Origin of the sequence: Actinoplanes nipponensis, assembly GCF_016862275.1 — a bacterium.
Lineage (GTDB): Bacteria > Actinomycetota > Actinomycetes > Mycobacteriales > Micromonosporaceae > Actinoplanes > Actinoplanes nipponensis.
This window is the reverse complement of record NZ_BOMQ01000089.1, coordinates 56,638-79,896: the sequence shown is the minus strand read 5'-3', so window position 1 is coordinate 79,896 and position 23,259 is coordinate 56,638. Positions and strand designations below refer to the sequence as shown.

Below are 23,259 nucleotides of genomic sequence, written 5' to 3'. Positions count from 1 at the left end.
GCTCAGCGCCCGGCCGGCCCGCGGGCGTGCTGCAGGGTGGCGATCAGGGCGAGCGTCGACTCCGCGCCCTGGTTGAGGTTCGGCCCGTCCGGGGTCAGCCCGTCGTAGCCGCCGCCGGTGGCCCGGTCCCACATGACCGCGCCGGTGTCGTTCTCGCCCAGGAACCACCCGATCGACTGCCGGACGCCGTCGTGCCAGGTGGCGTCGCCGGTGGCCGCGGCGGCGGTGGCGCACGCGTCGGCCAGCGCCGCCACCTCGATCGGCTGCTGGTCGTACCGCTGCCGGGGCGTGCCGTGCTGCCAGCCGGCCGCCGGCAGCACCGACAGCCGGCCCTCGGCCAGCTGGAGGTCGCGCAGCCAGGTCAGCATCCGCAGCCCGGCGGCCCGCAGGGCGACGTCCTGCCGAGCCTGCCCGGCCAGGATGACCACCTCGGCCAGCGCGGCGCTGGCGTAGGTCAGCCGCCGCCGGGGCCACGACCAGAGCGGATCGGAGTCCGGCCAGCCGACGGCCTCGGCGGCGTCGGCCAGCAGCGCCGCCGCCCCGGCGTGGTCCGGGTGCCGGCGCAGCACCTCGGCGGCGCCCAGCCCAGCGAAGGTCATGGCGTGCGGCGCGGGGGAGCGGCGCGCGGCGCCGAGGGTGAACGCGTGCAGCGCCTCCTGCTGGATCCACGGCGCCGGGCCGCGGGCCGCCGCGGTGCCCAGGCCCCACAGCGCCCGGCCCCACCAGTCGCCCAGCCCGGCCTCGTCGGTCCACCGCCGGTCGTAGCTGAGCCGGTTGTGGAACGCGCCGTCGGCGTCCTGCGCGTGGGTGAGGAAGGTCAGGTACACCTCGGCGAGCCGCAGCACCGCCGGCGCCGGGTCGGGCTCCCGGCTGACCACGACCAGGCCGCGGGCGACGTCGTCGGTGCAGTAGCCGTGCTCGCGCCGGGCCACGGCGTGCCGGGCGTGTTCCAGCAGCCCGGTGTCGTCGCTCAGCCTTGCGAGGTGGGCGAAACCGGGCGACGGGGCCTGCCCGCGCCGCACCGGTACGCCCACAGCCGCGGTCACGCCGGCGCCGTGGCGGTCCGCGCCGCGCCCGTCGCCAGACCCTCGGCCAGCGCCTCGTAGCGGGCGGCCACGGCGGGCCAGCCCAGCGTGGCGGCGTCGCCGGTGGTCCGGGCCAGGGCGGGCTGGGCCAGCACCTTGCGGATCGCGGTGGCCAGCGCCCGTGGGTTGCGGTGCGGCACGAGCAGCCCCGGCCCGTCGGTCAGCAGCTCCACGGCGTGCGGGAAGGCGGTGGCCACCACCGGGACACCGGCGGCGACGGCCTCGATCAGCACCCCGGAGGTGACCTGCTCGACCGAGTCGTACGGCAGCACCACGACGTCGGCCGAGCGGATCAGCGCGCCCAGCGCCGCGTCGTCGAGGTACTGCGGGCGGTAGTCCACGGCGTGCGCCACGCCCAGCTCGGCGCCGAGCTGGTGCAGCCCGGCCCGGTACGCCTCGCCGTGCCGTTCGAGCACCTTGGGGTGGGTGCGCCCGGCGACGGTGTAGACGGGGTCGAGCCGGCGCAGGTAGGGCAGCGCCCGGAGGACCCACTCGATGCCCTTGCCGGGGCCGAGCAGACCCCAGGTGAGCAGGTGCGGTCGGGGTCCGCGGACCACGGGCGTACCGGTGTGGTCGGTGGCGCCGTGCGGGATCGCGGAGACCTTGGCCGGGTCGACGTCGTAGCCGACGATGACGCGGTCGTGCGCGGTCTGCGTCATGGTGACGACCGCGCCAGCGGCCCCGACGATCTGCTCCAGCACCGACCTCTGCCGGGGCGTGGGGCGGCTCAGCACGGTGTGCAGGACCACGATGCTCGGCACCCGCAGCCGGCGCATCAGCCGCAGCACGTCGGCGCCGTCGGCGCCGGGGTAGATGCCGTACTCGTGCTGGATGATCGCGATGTCGTAGCCGTTGAGGGCGTCGGCCGCGTCGCGCCAGCCGTTGCTGTCGTGTCCCGCCCAGGTGTGTGTCACCCCGGGGCCCGGCGACCCCTCGCCGGCGCCCGTGGTGACCCGGACCACCCCGCTGCCCGGCGTGCCGGCGGTGAGGGCCGCGACCAGAGCCGCGTTGAAGGACGCCAGGCCGCACAGGGTCGGCGGGTGGGTGCTGAGAAAGCCGTACGTGGTGGCCACAGGGCCTGCCTTCCGGTTCGGAACTGCATCGAGCCGCGCCCGGCCGCACCGGCGGGGAGCCGGTTCCGGGTCGTGGATCGCAGACGGCGGGCGTCGTCGACGCCGCTGGTGCCGGTCGTGGAAAGCCCGCTGACGAGCCGTGCTCGGGGCCACCGCTGGGTGGGGGGTCGTCGGGGGCGGGTGCCGCCAGCCTACGCGCCGCCGGCGGATCCGCAGCTGACGGCTTCGTCACCCGGCCCTCGCATCGACGAAGACAACTGGCTCTTTACGGCCTCGTCATGTCTTGGTAACTTCCTGAAAAGCCTTGCAACAGATTGCAAGGACTTTCAGCACCCCCGTTTCCGAGCCCCGCGGCGCCACCGTGCCGCGGGCCCTCGGCGCACCCTGAGGAGCCCAGCGGTGAAGGTGAGACTCCGGAAACGACTCGGCGCGGCGGCCGTGCTGGCCATTGCCGCGGCGACATTCGGCACCGTGGCGGCGGCGTCCGCCGCGAGCAGCGTGACCGTCTACTTCCAGCGCCCGGCCGGCTGGACAACAGTCAACATCCACTACGCCCCGGACGGCGGCGCCTGGACCAGCGTGCCGGGGGTGGCGATGCAGCCGGCGTGCGCCGGGTGGCTGTCGCGCACCCTCGACCTCGGCGCCGCGTCCGGGCTGCAGGTCGTGTTCAACAACGGCGGCGGTGTGTGGGACAACAACCACGGCGCCAACTACCGCCTGGGCACGGGCGACGTGACGGTCGCCGGCGGCGTGACCGGCGCCGGGAACCCCTGCGCGCCCGCCACACCCCCGCCGACCGTGACACCTTCGCCGGCCCCGCCGACCGTCGCGCCCACTCCCACCGGGAGCCCGCTCGGCGGCGACCCCCGCGAGGACTCCATCTACTTCGTCATGACGGCCCGCTTCAACGACGGCGACAGCGCCAACAACCGCGGCGGCACCCAGCACGTGAAGTCCGGCAACGCGGCCCACGACGACCCGATGTTCCGCGGCGACTTCGCCGGCCTGATCGACAAGCTGGACTACATCAAGGGGCTGGGCTTCTCCGCCATCTGGATCACCCCGGTGGTGCTCAACCGCTCGGACTACGACTACCACGGCTACCACGGCTGGGACTTCTACCGCGTCGACGGCCGGCTGGAGTCGCCCGGGGGCACGTACCAGGATCTGATCGACCGGGCCCACGCCAAGGGCATCAAGATCTATCAGGACGTGGTCTACAACCACAGCTCCCGCTGGGGTGCCAAGGGCCTGTTCACCCCCACCGTGTACGGCGTCCGCGACAGCCAGTGGAGCTGGTACTACGACCAGCCCACCGGCGCGCAGTACGACGGCACGTCGCCCTACAACGGTGACCTGTGGTCGACCGCCGAGCCCGTCGGCAACACCTGCCTGAACTGGGGCAAGCCCACCGGCGGCCGGAGCGCCGAGGGCTACACGCTGTACGCCTGCCAGTGGCCCAGCCCCACCTCCGGCATGTTCCCGGCCGAGTACTACCACCGCTGCTGGATCGGCAACTGGGAGGGCGAGGACGCGCGCAGCTGCTGGATCCACGAGGACCTGGCCGACTTCAACACCGAGAGCGCGGTCGTCCAGAACTACCTGATCAACGCCTACAACCGGTACATCGACATGGGCGTGGACGGCTTCCGGGTGGACACCGCCGTGCACATCCCGCGGGTGACCTGGAACCGGCGCTTCCTGCCGGCCATCCAGCAGCACGCGGTCGCCGCCCACGGCGCCAAGGGCCGGGACTTCTACGTCTTCGGCGAGGTCGCCGCGTTCGTGCACGACAAGTGGAACCGCGGCTCGGTCAACCACTCCGCGCAGTTCTTCACCTGGAAGGAGCGCAAGGAGTACAGCCCGGACGACATCCGGGCGGCCGCGGAACAGTTCGACTACGAGAACCTGATGGGCCCGGGCAACCAGCCGACGAGCACCAACGCCTTCCTCGACGGCAACACCTACCACGCGCCGGACCACAGCGCGTTCTCCGGCATGAACGTCATCGACATGCGCATGCACATGAACTTCGGCGAGGCCGGCAACGCCTTCGGCAACGGCCGGGACTCCGACGACAGCTACAACGACGCCACCTACAACGCCGTGTACGTCGACAGCCACGACTACGGGCCGAACAAGTCCTCGACCCGCTACGCCGGCGGCACCGACGCCTGGGCCGAGAACATGACCCTGATGTGGACGTTCCGCGGCATACCCACCCTGTACTACGGCTCGGAGATCGAGTTCCAGGCGGGGAAGCCGATCGACTGCGGGCCCACCTGCCCGCTGGCCACCACCGGGCGCGCGTACTACGGCGACAAGATCGCCGGCACCGTCACCGCGTCCGACTTCGGCGTGGTGAGCAGCGCCTCCGGGGCGGTGGCCACCACGCTGGAGCAGCCCCTGGTCAAGCACGTGCAGCGGCTCAACCGGATCCGCCGGGCCGTCCCGGCGCTGCAGAAGGGCCAGTACTCCACCGAGGGCGTCTCCGGCTCGATGGCCTTCAAGCGCCGGTTCACCGCCGGCGGCGTCGACAGCTTCGCGCTGGTGGCGGCCGGCGGCCCGGCGACCTTCGCCGGCATCCCGAACGGCACGTACGTCGACGCGGTCACCGGGGACGTCAAGGCCGTCGGCAACGGGACGCTGGCCGCCTCGGTCAGCGGTAAGGGCAACCTGCGCGTCTACGTGCTCGACCGGCCGGGCAACCCGGCGCCCGGCCGGATCGGCACGGCGGGCCCGTACCTGAAATAGGGCCTACCGTGGCCGGATGATCGCCACCCCGGGACTGCGCTTCCGCGACCACGTTCTCGCCGTACCGCTGGACCACGACGACCCGCACGGGACGACCATCGACCTGTTCGCCCGGGAGGTGGTCGCCCCGGAGCGCGCCGGGGACGACCTGCCCTGGCTGCTCTTCCTGCAGGGCGGCCCGGGCGGCAAGGCGCCGCGGCCCACGGCCGCGGACGGCTGGCTCGGCCGGGCATTGCGCACCCACCGGGTGCTGCTGCTCGACCAGCGGGGGACCGGGCGCAGCGCGCCGGTCACGGCCCGGACCGTGGCCGGCATGGATCCGGTACGCCTGGCCGCCCACCTGCGCCACTTCCGGGCCGACAGCATCGTGGCCGACGCCGAGCTGCTGCGCGCCCGGGTCGCGGGCGGCCGCCGGTGGGACACCCTCGGCCAGAGCTACGGCGGGTTCATCACCCTCGCCTACCTCTCCCGGGCCCCCGAGGGCCTGGGCACCTGCTACGTGACCGGCGGCCTGCCGGGCATCACGGCCACCGCCGACGAGGTGTACGCCCGCACCTACCCGCGCGTCGCGGCCCGCAACGCCGAGTTCTACCGGCACTTCCCGCAGCACGTGGCCACCGTCCGCCGGCTCGCCGACCACCTGACGGACCACGAGGTGCTGCTGCCGGACGGCGACCGGCTCACCGCGCGGCGGCTGCGCTTCCTCGGCAACTCCTTCGGCACCAGCACCGGCTTCGCCGAGCTGCACTGGCTGCTCGACGAGGCCTGGCACGGCGCCGGGCCGGCCGACGGCTTCCGGTACGCCGTGATGGCGGCGACCGGCTTCGTCGACGCCCCGATCTTCGCGATGCAGGAGTTCACCTTCGCCCAGGGCGCGTGGGCGCCGGGCTGGGCCGCCGAGCGCGCCCTCGCCGCCCACCCGGAGTTCGCCGAGGACGCCGACCCGCTGCTGTTCACCGGCGAGATGATGTACCCCTGGATGTTCCGCGAGATCGCCGCGCTGCGCCCGTTCGCCGCGGCCGCGGACCTGCTGGCCGCCCACGACGACTGGCCGGTGCTGTACGACGCGGCGCGGCTGGCGGCCAACGAGGTCCCGGTCGTCGCGGCGGTCTACTTCAACGACATGTACGTCGACGCCGACCTGCAACTGCGCACGGCCGGCGCGATGGGCAACACCCGGGTGTGGATCACCGACGAGTACGAGCACGACGGCCTGCGCGTCGCCGGCGACCGCGTCCTCGGCCGGCTGATGGACATGGCCGCCGGCCGCTGCTGACGCGACCGTGCATCATCTGCGGGCCCCGCCGCGAACCGCCCCGGCGACGGGACGGGCGGCGTACCGTCGTCTCACCATGGAGCTGTACTGGTGGTCGATCGAGGTCTTCGACGGCGCGGCGCTGCCGGCGTCGCGCTGGCAGGACGCGCACGGCGAGGCGCTGACCGAGGCCGCGATCACGCACGGCGCGTACGCCTGGCAGTGGCACGCCCACTCGTGGGGCGTGCTCTTCGAGATCGCCTTCCGCGGCGACGAGCAGTGGGCCGTGTTCCGCGACCTGCCGGCCGTCCGCGCCGCGCTGGACGCGGTGCCCGACCCGGTCAACGGCCTGCTGGTCTACCCGGGCCGCGGCGGCAGCTCGGGCCGGGCGCAGCCCCGCCGCCCCCGGCCGGTCACCGGCGCCGGCGCGGCGGCGCTGCCGATCGAGCCGGAGCCGCTGGGCGCCGTCCTGGCCACCTGCCACCCGGCCCCCACGCCGGCCGGGGTCGGCACGGCCTGAGGGTCGATCGGCACCCACAGCGCGACGGCTGCCCCCGAGAGCGACGTACCCGGGACGCGCCGGCACCGCCGCGCGCCACCCGCCGGCCGGTTCCGGCCACACCTCGGTTGCCGCCGCCGCGGCCGTCCCGGCGAGGATCACCACCGCGACCGAGATGATCACCAGGGTGACGCCGTACCGGCCGACGCCGCCGGGGTCGAGCCCGTCCTGGACCATCACCCCCCTGGCCGGCCGCATGTCCGGCCATGATCAGGGCAACCGGGGCCGGCGAGGCCGCGCGCGTCCACCCGCACATGATCAACGCTGCGGTGTTCGCCCGGACACGCCTGCGCCGGCGGCGAGCGCCGGTCAGCCGAGCGGCGCGGTCACCGTGAACGAGGCGTCCGCCCGCAGCGCCGCGCTGCCGTCGTTGCGGTCGATGCGCAGCTCGTAGTTGTAGTGCCGCAGGTAGAAGCCCGGATAGTTGTACGACTCGAACGAGGTCCCGCTGCCGGTCAGCCCGGCCCGCCCGCAGAACGTGGCGTCGTTGCGGAACGTCGCCGTGCCGTCGTTGGCCGCGAGCACCAGGCGGTTGTTGGCGTGGCGCAGGTACCGGCCGGCCGGGTTGACCGACTGGAACGAGGAGCAGTTGCCGTTGGCCAGGCCGGCGCCGACGGTGAAGGTCGCGTCCAGCCGGTCCGTGGCGGTGGCGATCGGCTCGATGTAGCCGAGGCTGTTGCGGTGGCGCACGTACCGGTCGGGGAAGTTGACCGAGCGCAACGACCGGTTGCCGGTCGGGACCGCGGTGCTGTCGCCGACGTTCTCGCGCAGCACGGTGAAGTGCCGCACGGTGCCGGAGAGCCCGGGCAGCTCGGTCTTGGCCGACCAGGTGTTCAGGTCGGCGCTGTCGGCGTAGTAGTAGCGGCCCGCGCCGTACTGGTCGAAGTAGAGCCGCCACGAGCCGCTCGGCAGCTGGACCAGCGCCGGCCCCTCCAGGCCCGCGCCCCAGCCTGCCCAGTTGCCCGTGCCGGTTAAGGTCCACGGCCCGGTCAGCGCGCCGGCGGTGGCGTGCTCGATGTACTTGGTCGTCTCGTTCTTGGCGAAGGCGTGGTAGGTGCCGCCGGACTTCACCACGAAGGTGTCGATGTGGTTGGCCGGGATCCCGATCGGGGTGCGGGCGCTCCAGGCGGAGAGGTCGCCGTTGGTCGCGGTGATCTTGTACGGCTGGAACTGCCCCGCCGTCCCGGTGCTGGACGCCGAGAAGATGACGTTGACGCTGCCGTCGGAGTCCCGGAACCACTCCGGCGCCCAGGTGCTGCCGGTCGCGCCGTTCAGCCCGACCGTCACGGTGCGCAGGAAGGTCCAGGTCACGTGGTCCAGGCTGCGGGCGAAGCCGATCGTGTTCCCGGTCCAGTTCGTGGTGTAGACCAGGTAGTAGTAGCCGTCGGTGTGCCGCATGACGCTCGGGTCGCGGATCAGCCCGGACGGCGGGGTGTAGGCGTTCGCCCGGATCAGGCTGTAGTTGGTGGCGTTGGCGGAGTCGTAGACGTACATGTTCGACTCGCTGGAGTTGGTGAACGCGGTCATCAGGTAGTGCGGCGCGGGACCGGCGGCGGCCGCCGGCTGCGCGCCCGGTCCGGTCAGTGCCGTGCCGGCCAGGACGCCGGTCACCGCCGCGGTCAGGAGACGGCGCTTGCGCGTACGGGGGATGGGCACGGCGGTTCCTCCCGGGGGATCGGGGTGATGTGACCGTTAACAACCGGTGACGTGGTTCATCTCAGCGCAATACATTGATCCGCGTCAAGGCATCGGACACCCCGGGGATGCGCCGCGGCGCCGATGCGGGCAGACTGCCTCCGGTGGAGGGGGCTCAGTTGCTCGGCGGCCGCTATGCGCTGCTCGACCAGATCGGTGTCGGCGGCATGGCGGTGGTCTGGCGTGCGCGTGACGAGGTGCTCGGCCGCCCGGTGGCGGTGAAGCTGCTGGCCGGCAAGCACGCCGGGCAGCCGGACGCCCGCGACCGGATCCGGGCCGAGGCGCGCGCGGCGGCGGCGCTGTCGCATCCCAACATCGCCCAGGTGTACGACTACGGCGAGGCCGGCTCGGTGCCGTACGTCGTGATGGAGCTGGTCCGCGGCGGCACGCTGGAGGACCGGATGGACGCCGGGCCGATCTCCCCGCGCTTCGCGATGCGGGTGGCCGCCGAGGTGGCGGCGGCGCTGGCCGCGGCCCACACCGACGGGCTGGTGCACCGCGACATCAAGCCGGCCAACGTGATGGTCACCGAGACCGGCGCCAAGGTCGTCGACTTCGGCATCGCCGCCGCCATCGACCCGGCCGGCAGCGGCGAGGAGGAGTTCGAGGTGCTCGGCACCCCGGCCTACCTGGCCCCGGAACGCCTCACCGGCGACGGCGTCGAGCCGGCCTCGGACGTCTACGCGCTGGGCGTGCTGCTCTACCGGATGCTCTCCGGGCACTCGCCGTGGAGCGCGGACACCACCACCCAGATGCTCAGCGCGCACATCTACGTCGACCCGGACCCGCTGCCGGCGCAGCCCGGCGTGCCCGACTACGTCACGGCGCTGTGCAACCGCTGCCTGAGCAAGGACACCACCGAGCGGCCGAGCGCCCGGGAGGCGGCTGCGCTGCTGGCCCAGGGCGCGGGGCTACGCGTGGTGGAGGACGCGGTCCCCGCCGGCATGAACGGGCCGAGCCGCGACAGCGAGCCGTCGGTGCTGATCCGGCGCCGATCCGCCGGGCCGTCCGCCGCGGCTGCGGGACCGTCGGCTGCAGGTTCGGGGTCGTCGGCTGCGGCTGCGGGGTCGGGCGCGGCGGCCGCCGCCGGGTTCCCGGGCATCGGTCCCGGGACCGGCCAGCCCGCGGCCGGTGCTGTTCCCGGGCAGCCCGTGGCCGGTGTGCCCGGCCAGCCTGCGGCCGGTCCTGTTCCCGGCCAGCCGGCGGCCGGTGCCGTTCCCCGGCAGCCCTCGGGCGGCCCCGACGCCTGGCCGCCCGGGGCGGAGATCGGCTCGTCCTCGAGGGGCGCCGCCGCTTGGCCGCCCGGGGCGGGGATCGGCTCGTCCTCGGGCGGCGCCGACGCCTGGCCACCCGGGGCGGGGATCGGCCCGTCCTCGGGCGACGCCGACGCCTGGCCACCCGGGGCGGAGATCGGCCCGTCCTCCGATGGCGCCGACGCCTGGTCACCCGGCATCGGACCGGGGCGGCCCTCGGCGAGTGCCGGTCCCGGGCAGCCCGCGGCTGGTGGACGTCCCCGACAGCGTGCCGCCGGCGCCGCCTCTGGGCAGCATGGTGCCGGTTCTGGTCCGGGTCCGGTCCGGCCGGCGGCGTTCACCGCGGCCGGCGCGGCAGGTGGCACCGGCGGGCGGGACGCGGTCGATCCGGCGGCGCTCGGCTTCCCCTCCGACCGCGACCGGCGACCCGGCGACGTGGGCGGGGCGGCGCTGCGCGCGGCGGCCTTCGGGCCCGGAGTGGCCGCCGCGGCCGAGGCGGCGGTCTCGGCCGCCCACGGCCGCCCCGGTGCGGCGGGCCAAGGCGCTGCGGCGAGTCCGGGCGCTGCGGCGGGTCCGGGCGCTGCGGCGGGTCCGGGCGCTGCGGCGAGTCCGGGCGCTGCAGCAGGAACGGGCGCTGCGGCGGGTCCAGGCGGTGCGGCGGGACCGGGCGGTGCGGCGGGACCGGGCGGTGCGGCGGGACCGGGCGGTGCGACGGGCCGAGGCGGTGCGACGGGCCGAGGCGGTGCGGCCGGAGCAGCCGAGGCGGCCAGGGCGGCCGGAGCAGCCGGGGCGGGAGTAGCCGGACCAGTCAGACCAGCCGGAGTTCCCGGAGCCCCCGAAAGCGTAAGAGCTGCCCGGAACACCGGAAACGCCGGGACGAGCGGACCCCCCAACCGCCCCGGCCCCGCGCCGGTCGGAGCCGTCACCGGATCGGGTGAATTTGCCTCCCCCCGCGCCGCTGCCCGAGCCGCCGCCCGTCGCCGCCGGCGCCGGGTCGTGCCGGTCGCCGCGGCGGTCCTCCTCGTCGCCCTCACCGGCGTCCTCTGGTGGCTCGCCGGTCCGGACGACCGGCCCGGCCGGCAGGCGGCCGCGCCGGGGGTCGGCGGCACCGCCGCCCCGGCCGGCAAGCCCTCGGCCGGCGCCTCCTCCGGCGCGGTCGCTCCGGTCCCCACGGGCCCGGACGGCGCGCCGGTGCCCGGTGCGGTCGACGCGACGGCCCCGGGTGCCGACGGTGTGACCGGCCGTCCGCCGCTCGCCCCCGGCCTGTCGCCGCCCCCGGGCGGCGGGACCGCCCCCACCACGACCACGCCGGTCCCTGACCCGGAGCCCACCGCCACCACGACCGCGCCGCCGACCGACCCCCCGGCGGCGGAGGAGCGCACCTTCACCTCGCCCGCCGGCTCGGTCCGGGCGACCTGCCCGAGCGCCTCCACCGCGAAGCTGCTGTCCTATTCGGCGACCAGGCCCTACAAACTGGACGACGTCGACGAGGGGCCGGGCGACAGCGTGGGGGCGGTCTTCAAGCGTGGCAACAGCGTGGTCCGGATGACCGTCACCTGCGCCGACGGGGTGCCGTCCAGCAGCACCGACTAGGGCCGGCCGGGGCGTCAGCGGCGCGGGGGGATGACCCCGTCCACCGGCAGCGTCGGCACGTCGACCGGGACGGTTTCCGGGTACTTCAGGCCCGTACCCGTGTTGAGCACGACCACCCGGTCGGCGCCGCCGATGAAACCGCTCTCCCGCAGTTGCCGTGCCGCGGCCAGGCAGGCCGCGCCCTCCGGGCAGATGAACGTGCCCTCGTCCCGGGCCACCAGGAGCTGCTCGGCCAGCAGCGCCTCGTCGCTGACCGCCACCGCCGTGCCGCCGGTGGCCCGGACGGCGTCCAGCACGAGGAAGTCGCCCAGCGCCTTGGGCACGGTGATGCCGAAGGCGACGGTGCGGGCGTCCGGGAACGGCCGGCTCACGTCGGCGCCCTCCCGGTACGCCTCGACGATCGGCGCGCACCCCTCGGCCTGCACCGCGACCAGCCGCGGCAGGTCCGGGCCGAGCCAGCCCAGCTCCTGCATCTCGCGCAGCGCCTTGTGGATGCCGATGATCCCGACCCCGCCGCCGGTCGGGTAGAGGATGACATCCGGCGCCCGCCAGCCGAGCTGCTCGACGATCTCGTAGCCCATCGTCTTCTTGCCCTCCAGCCGGTACGGCTCCTTGAGGGTGGAGACCTCCTGGTAGCCGGTGCGGTCCCGGACCGCCGCGTTGATCAGCCGGCCGGCGTCGCCGATCAGGCCGTCGACGAGGTACAGCTCCGCGCCGGTGGCGACGCACTCGGTACGGGTGATGGCCGGCGCGTCCACCGGCATCGCGATCAGGCAGGTCAGGCCCGCGCGGGCGGCGTAGGTGGCCCAGGCCGCCCCGGCGTTGCCGTTGGTCGGCATGGCCACGCCGGTGACGCCCAGCTCCGCCGCCCGTGAGACGCCGACGGCGGCCCCGCGGGCCTTGAACGAGCCGGTCGGCACCAGACCCTCGTCCTTCATCAGCAGCCCGGGCACCCCGATCCGGGCGCCGTAGCGGGGCAGCGGCAGCAGCGGCGTCATGCCCTCGCCCAGGCTCACCACCCGGTCGGGGGCGCGGACCGGCAGCATCTCGTGGTAGCGCCACAGCGTCGCGGGGCGCGCGGCGAGGGCCTGCCGGGTCAGGGTGCGGCCCGCCCGCTCGACGTCGTAGCGGGCCAGCAGGGGTACGCCGGCGTCGCTGACTCCCTGCACGACGTCCGCGTCGTGGCGGGCGCCGGTCCGGGAGCACTCCAGGTGGCTGAGGGCGGAGTAGGTCGTGGTCATGACGATCAGCTTGCGACCCCGGGGGTGATCGTGGCCGGGCGGGGTGACGGCGACCGCGGCGATGCCTTAGCGTGATGGCGTTGTTGCCTTGGGTGATTTTGGAGGGTTCATCGTGCTGCGCCGCTGGCATCTCGCCGCCTTCGCCGTGCTCGCCGCGCTCGCGCTGGCCTGTGAGGGCGCCGGGAACGCCGCCGGTGAGCCCGCCGGCCCACCGCAGAAGGGATTGCCGGTCTCGATGGCGGCGCTCGGCGATTCGATCACGGCGGGCTACGGCACGTGTTTCACGCTCGTCGCCTGCGGCCGCAACTCGTGGTCGACCGGCGGCGGCGCCGCGGTGGACAGCCATTACCGGCGGATCCGCGAGGGCAACGCGGCGATCAGGGGCCACGCCGAGAACTACGCCGTGCCCGGCGCCCGGGCGCGGGACCTCACCGCCCAGGTCGTCCGGGCGGTCGACGACCAGGCCCAGTACGTCACCGTGCTGATCGGCGCCAACGACGCGTGCGCCGGCCGGGTCGCGGACATGACGGGACCCGGCGACTTCCGCGAGCAGGTCGACACGGCGCTGGCCCGGCTGAAGAAGGGCCTGCCGAAGGCGCGCGTGCTCGTGGTCAGCATCCCCGACCTGTACCGGCTGTGGCAGCTGGGCCACGACGACGAGCGGGCCGTCCGGGCCTGGAGCCGCGGCGTATGCCAGTCCCTGCTGGCCCGGCCGACCTCCACCGCGCGCGCCGACGAGCGGCGCCGGCGCCAGGTGGCGGACCGGGTGGACGCCTACAACCGCGAGCTGGCCGCGGCGTGCGAGGACTACGGCCGGCGGTGCCGCTGGGACGGCGGCCGGGCGCACCGGGTGCGGTTCTCGCTCGACCTGGTCAACGAGCTCGACTACTTCCACCCGGACGTCGAGGGCCAGAACGAGCTGGCCGACGTGACCTACCCCGGCCGCTTCGGCTGGTGACCGCCGGGGCCGGTCACGGCTTGCGGGCCACGCCCCCGTAGACCGAGACCTCCGCGTCGGTGGGGTCGCCGTCCGGGTCCGGGCCGTCCGGGCGCCAGCGGTTGACCAGCTCGACGCCCGGCTCGGCCAGCTCCAGGCCGGCGAAGAAGCCCTCGATCCGCTGCCGCGGGCGTACCTGCATGGTGACCCCGGTGCGGCGGTAGATCTCGGCCACGCGTTCCCACGCCTCGGGCGCGAAGTCGCCGGTCAGGTGGGACAGCACCAGGTGGCTGCCCGGGGGCAGCGCGTCCAGCAGGCGGGCGACGATGCCGTCCGGGTCGTTCTCGTCGCCGATGAAGTGCAGGATGGCGATCAGCAGCAGACCCACCGGGCGGCCCAGGTCCAGCGTGGCGCGCAGCTGCGGCGAGTCGAGGATGGACGCCACGTCGCGCAGGTCCGCGTCGAGGTATTCGGTGCGGCCCTCGGGCGTGCTGGTCAGCAGCGCGCGGGCGTGGGCTAGCACGATCGGGTCGTTGTCGACGTAGACGATCCGGGCCGCCGGGTTGACCTGCTGGGCGACGTGGTGCACGTTGGGCGCGCTCGGGATGCCGGTGCCGATGTCGAGGAACTGGTCGATGCCGCGCTCGGCGGCCAGGAACCGGACCGCCCGGCGCAGGAACGCGCGGTTCTCCCGGGGCGGCGTGCGGCTCGCCGGATTGGCCTTGATGCCCTGCTCGGCGGCGGCGCGGTCGGCGGCGAAGTTGTCCTTGCCGCCGAGCAGGTAGTCGTAGACCCGGGCCGGGTGGGGGCGGTCGGTCTGCAGGTCGACCGGCGGCTTGGGCTGATCCATGGGGAGATCGTAGGCGGTGGATGCCCGTCAGGGGCGTACCGCCCAGTCCTGGACGTCGATCTGGCTGCCGCCGTAGCGCGGCGCGAAGATGCTGAGCACCCCGAGCGTGCGCAGCCGCTCGTGGTCGACCAGCGGGTCGGAGAAGTAGATCGCGGCGGAGGTGGAGCGCAGGGTCCAGTCGCTCCAGCCGGCGGCCTTCGAGGCGGTCTGGATGTGCAGCTTGTGGGTCGAGGAGTCCCCGCTGGCCACGTAGAGGTTGTCGGCGGCGTCGACCGCGATGTCCCCGCGGCTGGAACGCTCCAGGAACGGCGTGTACGTCTGGTGCCACACCTTGGAGGCCTTGTCGCGCCAGTAGTGCACCAGCACGGCGCTCTCCCGGGCGGCGGTGAAGTCGGTGGTGTTGGGGGCGGACGCCGGCAGGTGCGAGGCGAGCACGTGCACGATCCCGGCCTTGTCCACCACCTGCGACTCCTGGTTGATCAGCCCGCGGTTCTGGCCGATCGCCCAGACCCGCAGCCCGGCCGCGTCGGAGATCAGCGGCGCGCTGCCGGTGGTGGCCACGACCGTGCCCGCGTTGTTGCGCCAGGTCCGCCCCTCGTCCCGGCTGTACGCGTAGAACAGGTCGTGGTTGGTGCTGGCGTCGGAGGTCTCCCGCACGGTCCACGTGGCGTGCAGCAGGCCGGTGCTGTCGTACTCGAGCCCGAACAGGTAGGCGTTGTTGTTGGCGGTGGTGCCGTCGATGAACCGCCCGACGGAGGTCCACGCGCCGCCCGCGTACTCGTAGAGCACCTCGTCGCCGGCGCCGCTGGTGCCGGTCCGCAGGGCGAGTTGCAGCTTGCCGGCCGGGGTGGTGAGGAACTGCGGATAGGTCATCGTCGGCATGCCCGCCCCGGTCAGGCTGGTCACCAGCGGGCCGAAGCTGCCCGGCGACCAGGCCGCCGGCCCCGGGGAGGTGGCCAGCCCGGCCACGGACCGGCGGTAGCGCAGCACCGAGGAGTGCATGTCGAAGGCCAGGTGGATGCTGCCGTCCTGGCGCGAGACGCCGATGCTGATCGTGTTGTGCGAGTCGGTGGAGGTCGTGGCGTAGTCGGTGAGCCGCAGGTTCTGCCAGCCGCCGCCGGGCAGCTGTCGCCGGGACAGGTTGACGTGGCCGCTCTGGTCCCAGAAGGCCGTGTACTGCCAGCCGGCCACGGTGGTGATGCCGTCCTGCTGGAACGACTCGCCGTTCATGTAGCCGGTGTAGGTCAGCGCGGTGCGGCCGGTCGTGGTGAGCACGGTGACCGAGCTCTGGGTGACCGAGGGCGCCGCCGCCAGGGCGGGGGACGCCACGAGGGTCCCCGCGAGGATCAGGACGGTGGTGGCGGCCATGAAACGTTTCATCGACGACCTCGAGGTCTGCGGTGGTGCCGGAAGGTTTCGCAGACGTTAAGCCGCCCGGCCCGGGACAGTCAAGGGCGTCGATGTCAGGGGTCAGGGCGTGGCGTCGAGGACCCGGTGCAGCGCGGCCACGATGGACCCGCGGTCCGCGCCGGCCGCCCGCGCCCGCCAGACGTACTCCTCGGCGGCGCGCAGCACCGGCTCGTCGTCGGCCGTGGCCGCCGGCCGGGCCGGGGGGCCGGCCACCCGGGTGCCGCCGCCGCGGCGGGAGACGACCAGGCCGGCCGCCTCGAGCTCCCGGTACGCCCGGGCCACCGTGCCCACCGCCAGGCCGAGGTCGCCGGCCAGCTGCCGCAACGGGGGCAGGCGCTCGTCCGGGGGCAGGGCTCCGCTGCCGATCAGCGCGGCGAGCTGCCGGCGCACCTGCTCGTAGGGCGGCGTCGGGTCGGTCGTCGTGACGCTCAGCTGCGGCGGCTCGTTCATGCGCGGGCCCGCTTGCCCGGCAGGAGCAGGCACGCGCCGTACCAGGCGGCGAACGCGAAGGCGAGGAAGCCCAGGGCCGTCAGCGCCTGGCCGGCGCCGTCCCACCAGCCGGCCCCGCAGGTCACCTCGCTGCTCTGCAGCAGGAGCCCGGCCGTCAGCGCGATGCCGGTCAGCGGCACGAGCACCAGCACGCCGGTCCCGGCGGTGACGACCTCGGCGGAACGCCGCCGCAGCGCGTCGTCGGCGGTGGCCGGCTCGGCGGCCTGCGGCCGGCGGACCACCCGGCGCAGCGTGAACGCCGCCAGGGCGAGCCCGGCGACGACGGCGGCCAGGGCCGGGACCGTGTAGTACGCACCGGGCCAGGGTCCGCGGGTCCCGCCGGGGCAGGCCAGCACGCGGCCGCCGGCCTCCGGCGCGCCGGTCCTGGTGGTGAGGGTCGCGAGGGCGAACAGGGCCACCGTGGACACGGTGACGCCCGTGCCCAGCGCCCTCGGCACGTAGTCGAGCGTGCGGCGGACCCGGAGCCCGGCGCGGCGGACCGCGCCGGCCGGTCGACCGCGGGTGAGCTCGCCGGTCAGCGCGCCGGCGAAGACGCCCATGCCGAAGACCGGCGCCGCCAGCAGGTCCCCGCGACCCGCCTCCGGGATCCGGACGGCGACGAGCGCCGCGGCGGCGCCGGCGACGATGCCGGCCAGCCGCCACTTCAGCGCGGGGTCGCGGCGGCGGGTCGCCGGCGCCGGCACGGTGAGCGGCCAGAGGGCCCGCACCACCACGAGGGCCGCGGTGCCGAGCAGGAGCAGCACCAGCATCGCTCGGGCGAACACAGGCACGCGACATCCTCCTTGTATCAATCACTTGATACAAGCAAGCGTGTCAGGTCAGCCGAATTGTGTCAACACAAGACGTCAGACCACGGTGTCCAGCGCGGTGCCCAGCCGGCCGATGTCCGCGGCGCCGGTGCCGGTCTGGCGCTCGTGCAGGGCGTCGTTCTCGCTGCGGGTGAGGACCGCCTTGTCCTTGGCCGCGACCTTCTCGGCGGCCTTGGCCGCCAGGTCCTCCGCCAGCTTCAGCTGGACGCGCTGGAACTCCGTCCGCGCGGTGACGGTGCCGGAATCGGTCGAGCCGATGGCCTCGACTGCCATGGTGAACCCCTGTCGTCGTCGCTGACTGTCGGGCCTCACCATCGGCAGGGTCGCGGCGCTCCGCAGACTTATCGCCGGGCGATCTCCCAGGCGTCGCGCAGGGCCGTCCCGCGCAGCGCGGCGTTGATGCCCAACCAGCGCAGGGGCTCGGGCTCCCAGCCCCGGGACCGGTGCCCGGTCCAGGGCAGCCGGGTGCGCTCGGAGTCGGTGCCGGTGATCAGGTCGGCCAGGGTGCGCCCGGCCAGGTTGGCCGCCGCGACGCCGTCGCCGACGTAACCGCCGGCCCAGCCCAGGCCGTCGGCGAGGCCGACCGACGGCATCCAGTCGCGGGGGATGCCCAGCGGGCCGCCCCAGCGGTACGCGAGCGGCGGGTCGATGCCGAACAGGTCGGTCAGCGCCCGGCGCAGGGCCGCGAAGACCGCCGGCTCCCGGTCGTACGCCGTGCGCACGCGCGAGCCGAAGTGGTACGGCGCGCCCCGGCCGCCGAACGCCAGCCGGTCGTCGGCGGTGCGCTGGCCGTACACGATGAGGTGCCGGTGGTCGGTGAACGTCTCGCGCCGGGCCAGGCCGATGCGCTGCCACACCTCGTCCGGCAGCGGCTCGGTGGCGATCATCAGCGAGTACACCGGGGCGAGGGCGCGCCGGTGCCCGGCCAGCGCGGCGGTGTAGCCCTCCAGGGCGCGGACCACGACGTCCGCGCGTACCGTGCCGTGGTCGGTGACCACCGACCCGCGGGCCAGCCGCAGGGCCCGGGTGCCCTCGTAGATCGTGACGCCGCGGCGCTCGACCGCCGCGGCCAGCCCGCGCGCCAGCGCCGCCGGCTGCAGGGCGGCGCAGTCCGGGCTGAACGTGCCGCCGACCACCCCGGCGGCCCCGCACCTCTCCCGGGCCGCGGCCGCGTCCAGCAGCGTCACGTCCAGGCCGTACTCCCGCGCCTCGGCGGCCTCGGCCTCGGCGCGGCGCAGCTGGGCGGCGGAGCGGGCCAGCGCGACCGTGCCGCCCTTGGCGAAGTCGCAGTCGATGCCCTCGGCCGCGGCGGCCCGGCCCACCTCGTCCACCGTCCGGGCCAGCGCCCGGTGCATGGCCACCGCCTGGTCGCGGCCGTGCCGGCGGGCCAGCGCGCCCACCGGCACCGGGAACAGCCCGGAACACCAGCCGCCGTTGCGCCCGGACGCGCCGAAGCCGGCGTACCGCGCCTCCAGCACCGCGACGCGCAGCGACGGATCGGCCCGGGCCAGGTAGTACGCCGTCCACAGCCCGGTGTACCCGGCCCCCACGATGGCCACGTCCACGCTGCGGTCGCCGGGCAGCGCCGGCCGGGCCGCCCTCGGCTCACCGAGGGCGGACAGCCAGAAGGAGGGGCTCACATCGTGAATTGTCATGGGTTTTCCGCCGCGGGTCGGCTCAGAGCTTGGTCCACGCCTCGGTGAGCACGCCGCGCAGGGTGTGCTCGATCTCGGCGAAGTGCTCCTCGGTGCAGACCAGCGGGGGAGCCAGCTGGATCACCGGGTCGCCGCGGTCGTCGGCCCGGCAGTACAGCCCGGCCTCGAACAGCGCCTTGGACAGGAAGCCGCGCAGCAGCCGCTCGGACTCGTCGGCGTCGAAGGTCTCCTTGGTCGCCTTGTCCTTGACCAGCTCGATGCCGAAGAAGTAGCCGTCGCCGCGGACGTCGCCGACGATCGGCAGGTCGCTGAGCCGCTCCAGATAGGACCGGAACAGCGCCGAGTTGGCCCGGACGTGGCCGTTGAGGTCCTCGCGCTCGAAGATGTCGAGGTTGGCCAGGGCGACCGCGGACGCGACCGGGTGCCCGCCGAAGGTGACGCCGTGCGAGAACGAGTTGCCGCCGGTCAGGAACGGCGCGATCAGCCGCTCGGACGCGATCATCGCCCCCAGCGGCACGTAGCCCGAGGTCAGGCCCTTGGCGCAGGTGATGATGTCGGGGGTGTAGCCGTACCGGGTGGAGCCGAAGTACTCGCCGAGCCGGCCGAACGCGCAGATCACCTCGTCGGAGACCAGCAGCACGTCGTAGCGGTCGCAGATCTCGCGGACCCGCTGGAAGTAGCCGGGCGGCGGCGGGAAGCAGCCGCCGGCGTTCTGCACCGGCTCCAGGAACACGCAGGCCACCGTGTCGGGGCCCTCGAACTCGATGGCCTCGGCGATCCGGTCGGCGGCCCAGATGCCGAACTGCTCCTCGCTCATGGACTCGTCCGGGCGCCGGTAGAAGTTGGTGTTGGGCACCTTGAGCGCGCCCGGCACCAGCGGCTCGAACTCCTGCTTGATCAGCGGCAGCCCGGTCAGCGACAGCGCGCCCATGGTGGTGCCGTGGTAGGCGATGGCCCGCGAGATGGCCTTGGTCTTCATCGGCTTGCCGGTCAGCTTGAAGTAGCCGCGGGCCAGCTTCCAGGCGCTCTCCACCGCCTCGGAGCCGCCGGTGGTGAAGAAGACCCGGTTCAGGTCGCCGGGGGTCAGCCCGGCCAGCCGCTCGGCGAGCTCCACCGCGGTCGGGTGCGCGTAGGACCAGAGCGGGAAGTAGGCCAGCTCGGAGGCCTGCTTGGCGGCCGCGTCGGCCAGCTCGCCGCGGCCGTGCCCGGCCTGCACCACGAACAGCCCGGACAGCCCGTCCAGGTAGCGTTTGCCGTTCTGGTCCCAGATGTACGGCCCGGAGCCGCGCACGATGACCGGCACCTCGCTGGCCCGCGCGCCGGTGTACGACGACATCCGGGTGAAGTGCATCCAGAGGTGGTCCCGGGCGGACCCGGAGAGGTCTTCGGTCATCGTGTCCCCCATGCGTAGGTCTGCTTGGCGAGCTTCAGGTACATGAACGTCTCGGTGCCGGTTACCCCCGGCACCGCGCGGATGGCCTCGTTGAGCAGGCTCAGCAGGTGCTCGTCGTCGGTGCAGACGAGCTCCACCAGCAGGTCGTAGCCGCCGGCGCAGATGACCACGTAGTCGACCTCGGGGATCGCCGCGAGCTGCTCGGCGACCGCGCGCATGTCGCCGACGCACTTGACGCCGACCATCGCCTGGCGGGCGAAGCCCAGCATCAGCGGGTCGGTGACCGCGACGATCTGCATCATCCCGCCGTCGAGCAGCCGCTGGACGCGCTGGCGCACGGCCGCCTCGGACAACCCGATGATCTTCGCGAGCCCGGCGTAGGACATCCGTCCGTCACGCTGCAGGTGTTCGATGATCTGCTTGTTCACGTCGTCGAGCGCCAGGTCCGTCACGCAGCGATTCTGGCGTGCGGACCGGCGGATGGCAACGGAATCCGTCGGCGCATTCCGGCGGCTCCCGCGATTCCGTGGCGGGGCCGACCGTGCTCTGTGGAGCGGCGGCCGGATGCGGTGACGGGGCGGTGACGCTGTGGTCATGGGACTGGCTTCCGGTGGGTGGGGGGTAACCCTGCTGACTGCGTTTATCGCAGAATCTTGGACCATTGACAAGTGTTTCCGTCGCGATAGCGTGATCGCAACACGTTTTCAGTGCAGGAAGGGCTTGTCATGCGCGTACTGCTCGTCGGCGCCGGCGGGGTGGGCTCGGCCGCCGCCGGGATCGCCGCCCGCCGCGACTTCCACGAGGTGTTCGTCGTCGCCGACCACGATCTCGCCCGGGCGCAGGCCGCGGTGGCCGGGCGGGAGGGCTTCGTCGCCGCCCGGGTCGACGCCTCGTCGGCGGACGCTGTGGCCGCGCTCTGCCGCGAGCACGCGATCACCCACGTGCTGAACGCCGTCGACCCGCGGTTCGTCATGCCGATCTTCGACGGCGCCCGCCGGGCCGGCGCGCACTACATCGACATGGCGATGTCGCTGTCGCACCCGCACCCCGACGAGCCGTTCTCCCGCACCGGCGTGAAGCTCGGCGACGAGCAGTTCGCCGCGGCCGACGACTGGCGGGACGCCGGCCTGCTGGCGCTGGTCGGGATGGGCGTGGAGCCCGGCCTGTCCGATGTGTTCGCCCGGTACGCGGCCGACCACCTCTTCTCCCGCATCGACGAGATCGGCATCCGCGACGGCGGCAACCTGGTGGTGGCCGGCTACGACTTCGCGCCCTCGTTCTCGGTGTGGACCACCATCGAGGAGTGCCTGAACCCGCCGGTCATCTGGGAGGCCGGGCGCGGCTGGTTCACCACCGAGCCGCTCAGCGAGCCGGAGGTCTTCGACTTCCCGGGCGGCATCGGCGAGGTCGAGTGCGTGCACGTCGAGCACGAGGAGGTGCTGCTCATCCCGCGCTGGGTCGACGCCCGGCGGGTCACCTTCAAGTACGGGCTGGGCAAGGAGTTCATCGACGTGCTGAAGACCCTGCACAAGCTGGGCCTGGACCGGACGGCGCCGGTGCGCGTCGGCGGCGTGGAGGTGTCACCGCGCGACGTCGTGGCGGCCTGCCTGCCCGACCCGGCCGGCCTGGGCGACCGGATGACCGGCAGCACCTGCGCGGGCACCCTGGTCAGCGGGACCGGCCGCGACGGCGAGCCCCGCGAGGTGTACCTCTACCACGTCGTCGACAACGAGTGGTCGATGCGCGAGTACGGCTCCCAGGCGGTGGTCTGGCAGACCGCGGTCAACCCGATCGTCGCCCTGGAGCTGCTGGCCACCGGGGTGTGGCAGGGGGCCGGCGTCCTCGGCCCGGAGGCCTTCGACGCCGTGCCCTTCCTCGACCTGCTCACCGCGTACGGCTCACCCTGGCAGATGCGCGAGCAGTGACTCCGCCAGGATGTCCAGGCCGCGCGCCACCTGCTCCTCGGCGATGACCAGCGGCGGCAGGAAGCGCAGCACGTTGGCGTAGGTGCCGCAGGTCAGCACCAGCAGCCCGGCGGCGTGGCAGGCCCGGGCCACCGCCGCCGTGCGCAGCGGATCGGGCTCCAGCGAGCCCGGCTTGACCAGCTCCAGCGCCAGCATCGCGCCCCGGCCGCGCACCTCGGCGATGCCCGGGTCGCCCTGGGCCAGCGCGGTCAGCCGCAGCATGAACTGCGCCTCGAGGCGCTTCGCCGCCGCGTTGAGGTCCAGCTCGTGCATGGTCTCGATGGCCGCCAGCGCCGCCGCGCAGGCGATCGGGTTGCCGCCGTACGTGCCGCCCAGCCCGCCCGGGTGCACCGCGTCCATCAGCTCGGCCCGGCCGACCACGCCGGCCAGCGGCAGGCCGCCGGCCATCCCCTTGGCCGTGGTGACCAGGTCCGGTTCCACGCCCTCGTCGGCGCAGGCGAACCAGGATCCGGTACGGCAGAAGCCGGTCTGCACCTCGTCGGCGATGAACACCGCGCCGGCCTCCCGCGCCCACGCGGACAGGGCGGGCAGGAAGCCGGGAGCCGGCACCACGAAGCCGCCCTCGCCCTGGATCGGCTCGATCAGCACCGCCGCCACGTTCGCCGCGCCGACCTGCTTCTCGATGACGTCGATCGCCCGGGCCGCCGCCTCCGCGCCGGAGAGCCCGCCGTCGCGCAGCGGATACGACATCGGCGCCCGGTAGACCTCCGGCGCGAACGGCCCGAACCGGTGCTTGTACGGCATCGACTTCGCGGTCAGCGCCATCGTCAGGTTGGTCCGCCCGTGGTACGCGTGGTCGAACACCACCACCGCCTGCCGCCCGGTCGCGTGCCGGGCGACCTTGACCGCGTTCTCCACCGCCTCGGCGCCGGAGTTGAACAGCGCCGCCCGCTTGTCGAACGTCCCCGGCGTCAGCGCGGCCAGCTGCTCGCACACCGCCACGTACGACTCGTACGGCGTGACCATGAAGCAGGTGTGGGTGAACCGCTCGACCTGCTCGCGCACGGCCGCCACCACCCGCGGCGCCGCGTTGCCGACGCTGGTCACCGCGATGCCGGAGCCGAAGTCGATCCACTCCCGGCCGTCGACGTCGTGCAGGCTGCCGCCCGCGGCGTGGTCCACGTAGGACGCCACCATCGAGGTGACGCCCCGGGCGACCGCGGCGTGGCGGCGCTTGTGCAGCTCCTCGGAACTCGGCATCG

At 74.2% G+C, this 23,259-nt stretch carries 19 protein-coding genes; 6 read left to right on the top strand and 13 right to left on the bottom strand.

Going from position 1 to position 23,259, the window contains the following annotated elements; translation table 11 throughout:
* Positions 1-2: 2 nt before the first annotated feature.
* A complete protein-coding gene (locus tag Ani05nite_RS36535) occupies positions 3-1,046 on the bottom strand; it encodes a glycosyltransferase (RefSeq protein WP_203776073.1) in 1,044 nt (347 codons plus the stop codon).
* Positions 1,043-2,158 carry a glycosyltransferase gene (locus tag Ani05nite_RS36530; protein WP_203776071.1) on the bottom strand — a complete coding sequence of 372 codons (1,116 nt, stop codon included), beginning with the start codon at positions 2,156-2,158 and terminating at the stop codon, positions 1,043-1,045. Before Ani05nite_RS36530 ends, Ani05nite_RS36535 begins: the two co-directional genes overlap by 4 nt.
* A 399-nt stretch (positions 2,159-2,557) precedes the next feature.
* On the opposite strand from Ani05nite_RS36530, the gene Ani05nite_RS36525 reads away from it, so the two are divergent.
* The 3 genes from Ani05nite_RS36525 (at position 2,558) to Ani05nite_RS36515 (ending at position 6,687) form a co-directional block, all read left to right on the top strand.
* Positions 2,558-4,912 (top strand): alpha-amylase family glycosyl hydrolase, encoded by a 2,355-nt coding sequence (locus tag Ani05nite_RS36525; protein ID WP_203776069.1) that lies wholly within the window; start codon positions 2,558-2,560, stop codon positions 4,910-4,912.
* A 16-nt stretch (positions 4,913-4,928) separates the two neighbouring features.
* Positions 4,929-6,188: an alpha/beta fold hydrolase gene (locus tag Ani05nite_RS36520; protein ID WP_203776067.1), complete on the top strand. Its 1,260-nt coding sequence runs from the start codon at positions 4,929-4,931 to the stop codon at positions 6,186-6,188.
* A gap of 76 nt (positions 6,189-6,264) precedes the next feature.
* On the top strand, positions 6,265-6,687 hold the full coding sequence (locus Ani05nite_RS36515; RefSeq protein ID WP_203776065.1) for a hypothetical protein: 423 nt from the start codon (positions 6,265-6,267) through the stop codon (positions 6,685-6,687).
* Between the two features lie 348 nt (positions 6,688-7,035).
* On the opposite strand, the gene Ani05nite_RS36510 is transcribed toward Ani05nite_RS36515, so the two are convergent.
* Positions 7,036-8,382 carry a glycoside hydrolase family 43 protein gene (locus Ani05nite_RS36510; protein WP_239131006.1) on the bottom strand — a complete coding sequence of 449 codons (1,347 nt, stop codon included), beginning with the start codon at positions 8,380-8,382 and terminating at the stop codon, positions 7,036-7,038.
* Between the two features lie 143 nt (positions 8,383-8,525).
* On the opposite strand from Ani05nite_RS36510, the gene Ani05nite_RS36505 reads away from it, so the two are divergent.
* Positions 8,526-11,267, top strand: coding sequence for a serine/threonine-protein kinase (locus tag Ani05nite_RS36505; RefSeq protein ID WP_239131005.1), 2,742 nt, complete (start codon positions 8,526-8,528; stop codon positions 11,265-11,267).
* A gap of 14 nt (positions 11,268-11,281) precedes the next feature.
* Here the strand turns inward: Ani05nite_RS36505 and Ani05nite_RS36500 are convergent, their stop codons facing one another.
* Positions 11,282-12,508: a threonine synthase gene (locus Ani05nite_RS36500; protein ID WP_203776061.1), complete on the bottom strand. Its 1,227-nt coding sequence runs from the start codon at positions 12,506-12,508 to the stop codon at positions 11,282-11,284.
* 112 nt (positions 12,509-12,620) lie between these two features.
* Between Ani05nite_RS36500 and Ani05nite_RS36495 the strand changes: the two genes are divergently transcribed.
* Positions 12,621-13,466, top strand: coding sequence for an SGNH/GDSL hydrolase family protein (locus Ani05nite_RS36495; RefSeq protein WP_203776145.1), 846 nt, complete (start codon positions 12,621-12,623; stop codon positions 13,464-13,466).
* 13 nt (positions 13,467-13,479) lie between these two features.
* Here Ani05nite_RS36495 and Ani05nite_RS36490 read toward each other — a convergent pair whose 3' ends face one another.
* From Ani05nite_RS36490 to Ani05nite_RS36455, 8 genes are all read right to left on the bottom strand, one after another.
* Complete coding sequence (locus tag Ani05nite_RS36490; protein ID WP_203776059.1) at positions 13,480-14,295, bottom strand: SAM-dependent methyltransferase; 816 nt, start codon at positions 14,293-14,295, stop codon at positions 13,480-13,482.
* 27 nt (positions 14,296-14,322) lie between these two features.
* Positions 14,323-15,675 (bottom strand): BNR repeat-containing protein, encoded by a 1,353-nt coding sequence (locus Ani05nite_RS36485; protein WP_203776057.1) that lies wholly within the window; start codon positions 15,673-15,675, stop codon positions 14,323-14,325.
* A 90-nt stretch (positions 15,676-15,765) separates the two neighbouring features.
* Positions 15,766-16,155, bottom strand: coding sequence for a GntR family transcriptional regulator (locus Ani05nite_RS36480; protein ID WP_203776055.1), 390 nt, complete (start codon positions 16,153-16,155; stop codon positions 15,766-15,768).
* Positions 16,152-16,985, bottom strand: a complete 834-nt coding sequence (locus Ani05nite_RS36475) for a hypothetical protein (protein WP_203776053.1) — start codon at positions 16,983-16,985, stop codon at positions 16,152-16,154. The genes Ani05nite_RS36480 and Ani05nite_RS36475 overlap by 4 nt, the downstream gene beginning before the upstream one ends.
* A gap of 75 nt (positions 16,986-17,060) precedes the next feature.
* On the bottom strand, positions 17,061-17,297 hold the full coding sequence (locus Ani05nite_RS36470; protein ID WP_203776051.1) for a hypothetical protein: 237 nt from the start codon (positions 17,295-17,297) through the stop codon (positions 17,061-17,063).
* Between the two features lie 68 nt (positions 17,298-17,365).
* A complete protein-coding gene (locus tag Ani05nite_RS36465) occupies positions 17,366-18,679 on the bottom strand; it encodes an NAD(P)/FAD-dependent oxidoreductase (RefSeq protein WP_203776049.1) in 1,314 nt (437 codons plus the stop codon).
* A gap of 22 nt (positions 18,680-18,701) precedes the next feature.
* Positions 18,702-20,072, bottom strand: coding sequence for an aspartate aminotransferase family protein (locus tag Ani05nite_RS36460; protein WP_239131004.1), 1,371 nt, complete (start codon positions 20,070-20,072; stop codon positions 18,702-18,704).
* A complete protein-coding gene (locus tag Ani05nite_RS36455) occupies positions 20,069-20,524 on the bottom strand; it encodes an Lrp/AsnC family transcriptional regulator (RefSeq protein WP_239131002.1) in 456 nt (151 codons plus the stop codon). Before Ani05nite_RS36455 ends, Ani05nite_RS36460 begins: the two co-directional genes overlap by 4 nt.
* A 273-nt stretch (positions 20,525-20,797) precedes the next feature.
* Here Ani05nite_RS36455 and Ani05nite_RS36450 point away from each other — a divergent pair, with 273 nt between their 5' ends.
* Positions 20,798-21,997 (top strand): saccharopine dehydrogenase family protein, encoded by a 1,200-nt coding sequence (locus Ani05nite_RS36450; protein WP_203776044.1) that lies wholly within the window; start codon positions 20,798-20,800, stop codon positions 21,995-21,997.
* Here the strand turns inward: Ani05nite_RS36450 and gabT are convergent.
* The gene (gene gabT, locus Ani05nite_RS36445; protein ID WP_203776042.1) at positions 21,971-23,257 is read right to left on the bottom strand and encodes a 4-aminobutyrate--2-oxoglutarate transaminase; all 1,287 of its coding nucleotides are present in this window, start codon (positions 23,255-23,257) and stop codon (positions 21,971-21,973) included. The genes Ani05nite_RS36450 and gabT overlap by 27 nt on opposite strands.
* Positions 23,258-23,259 lie beyond the last annotated feature (2 nt).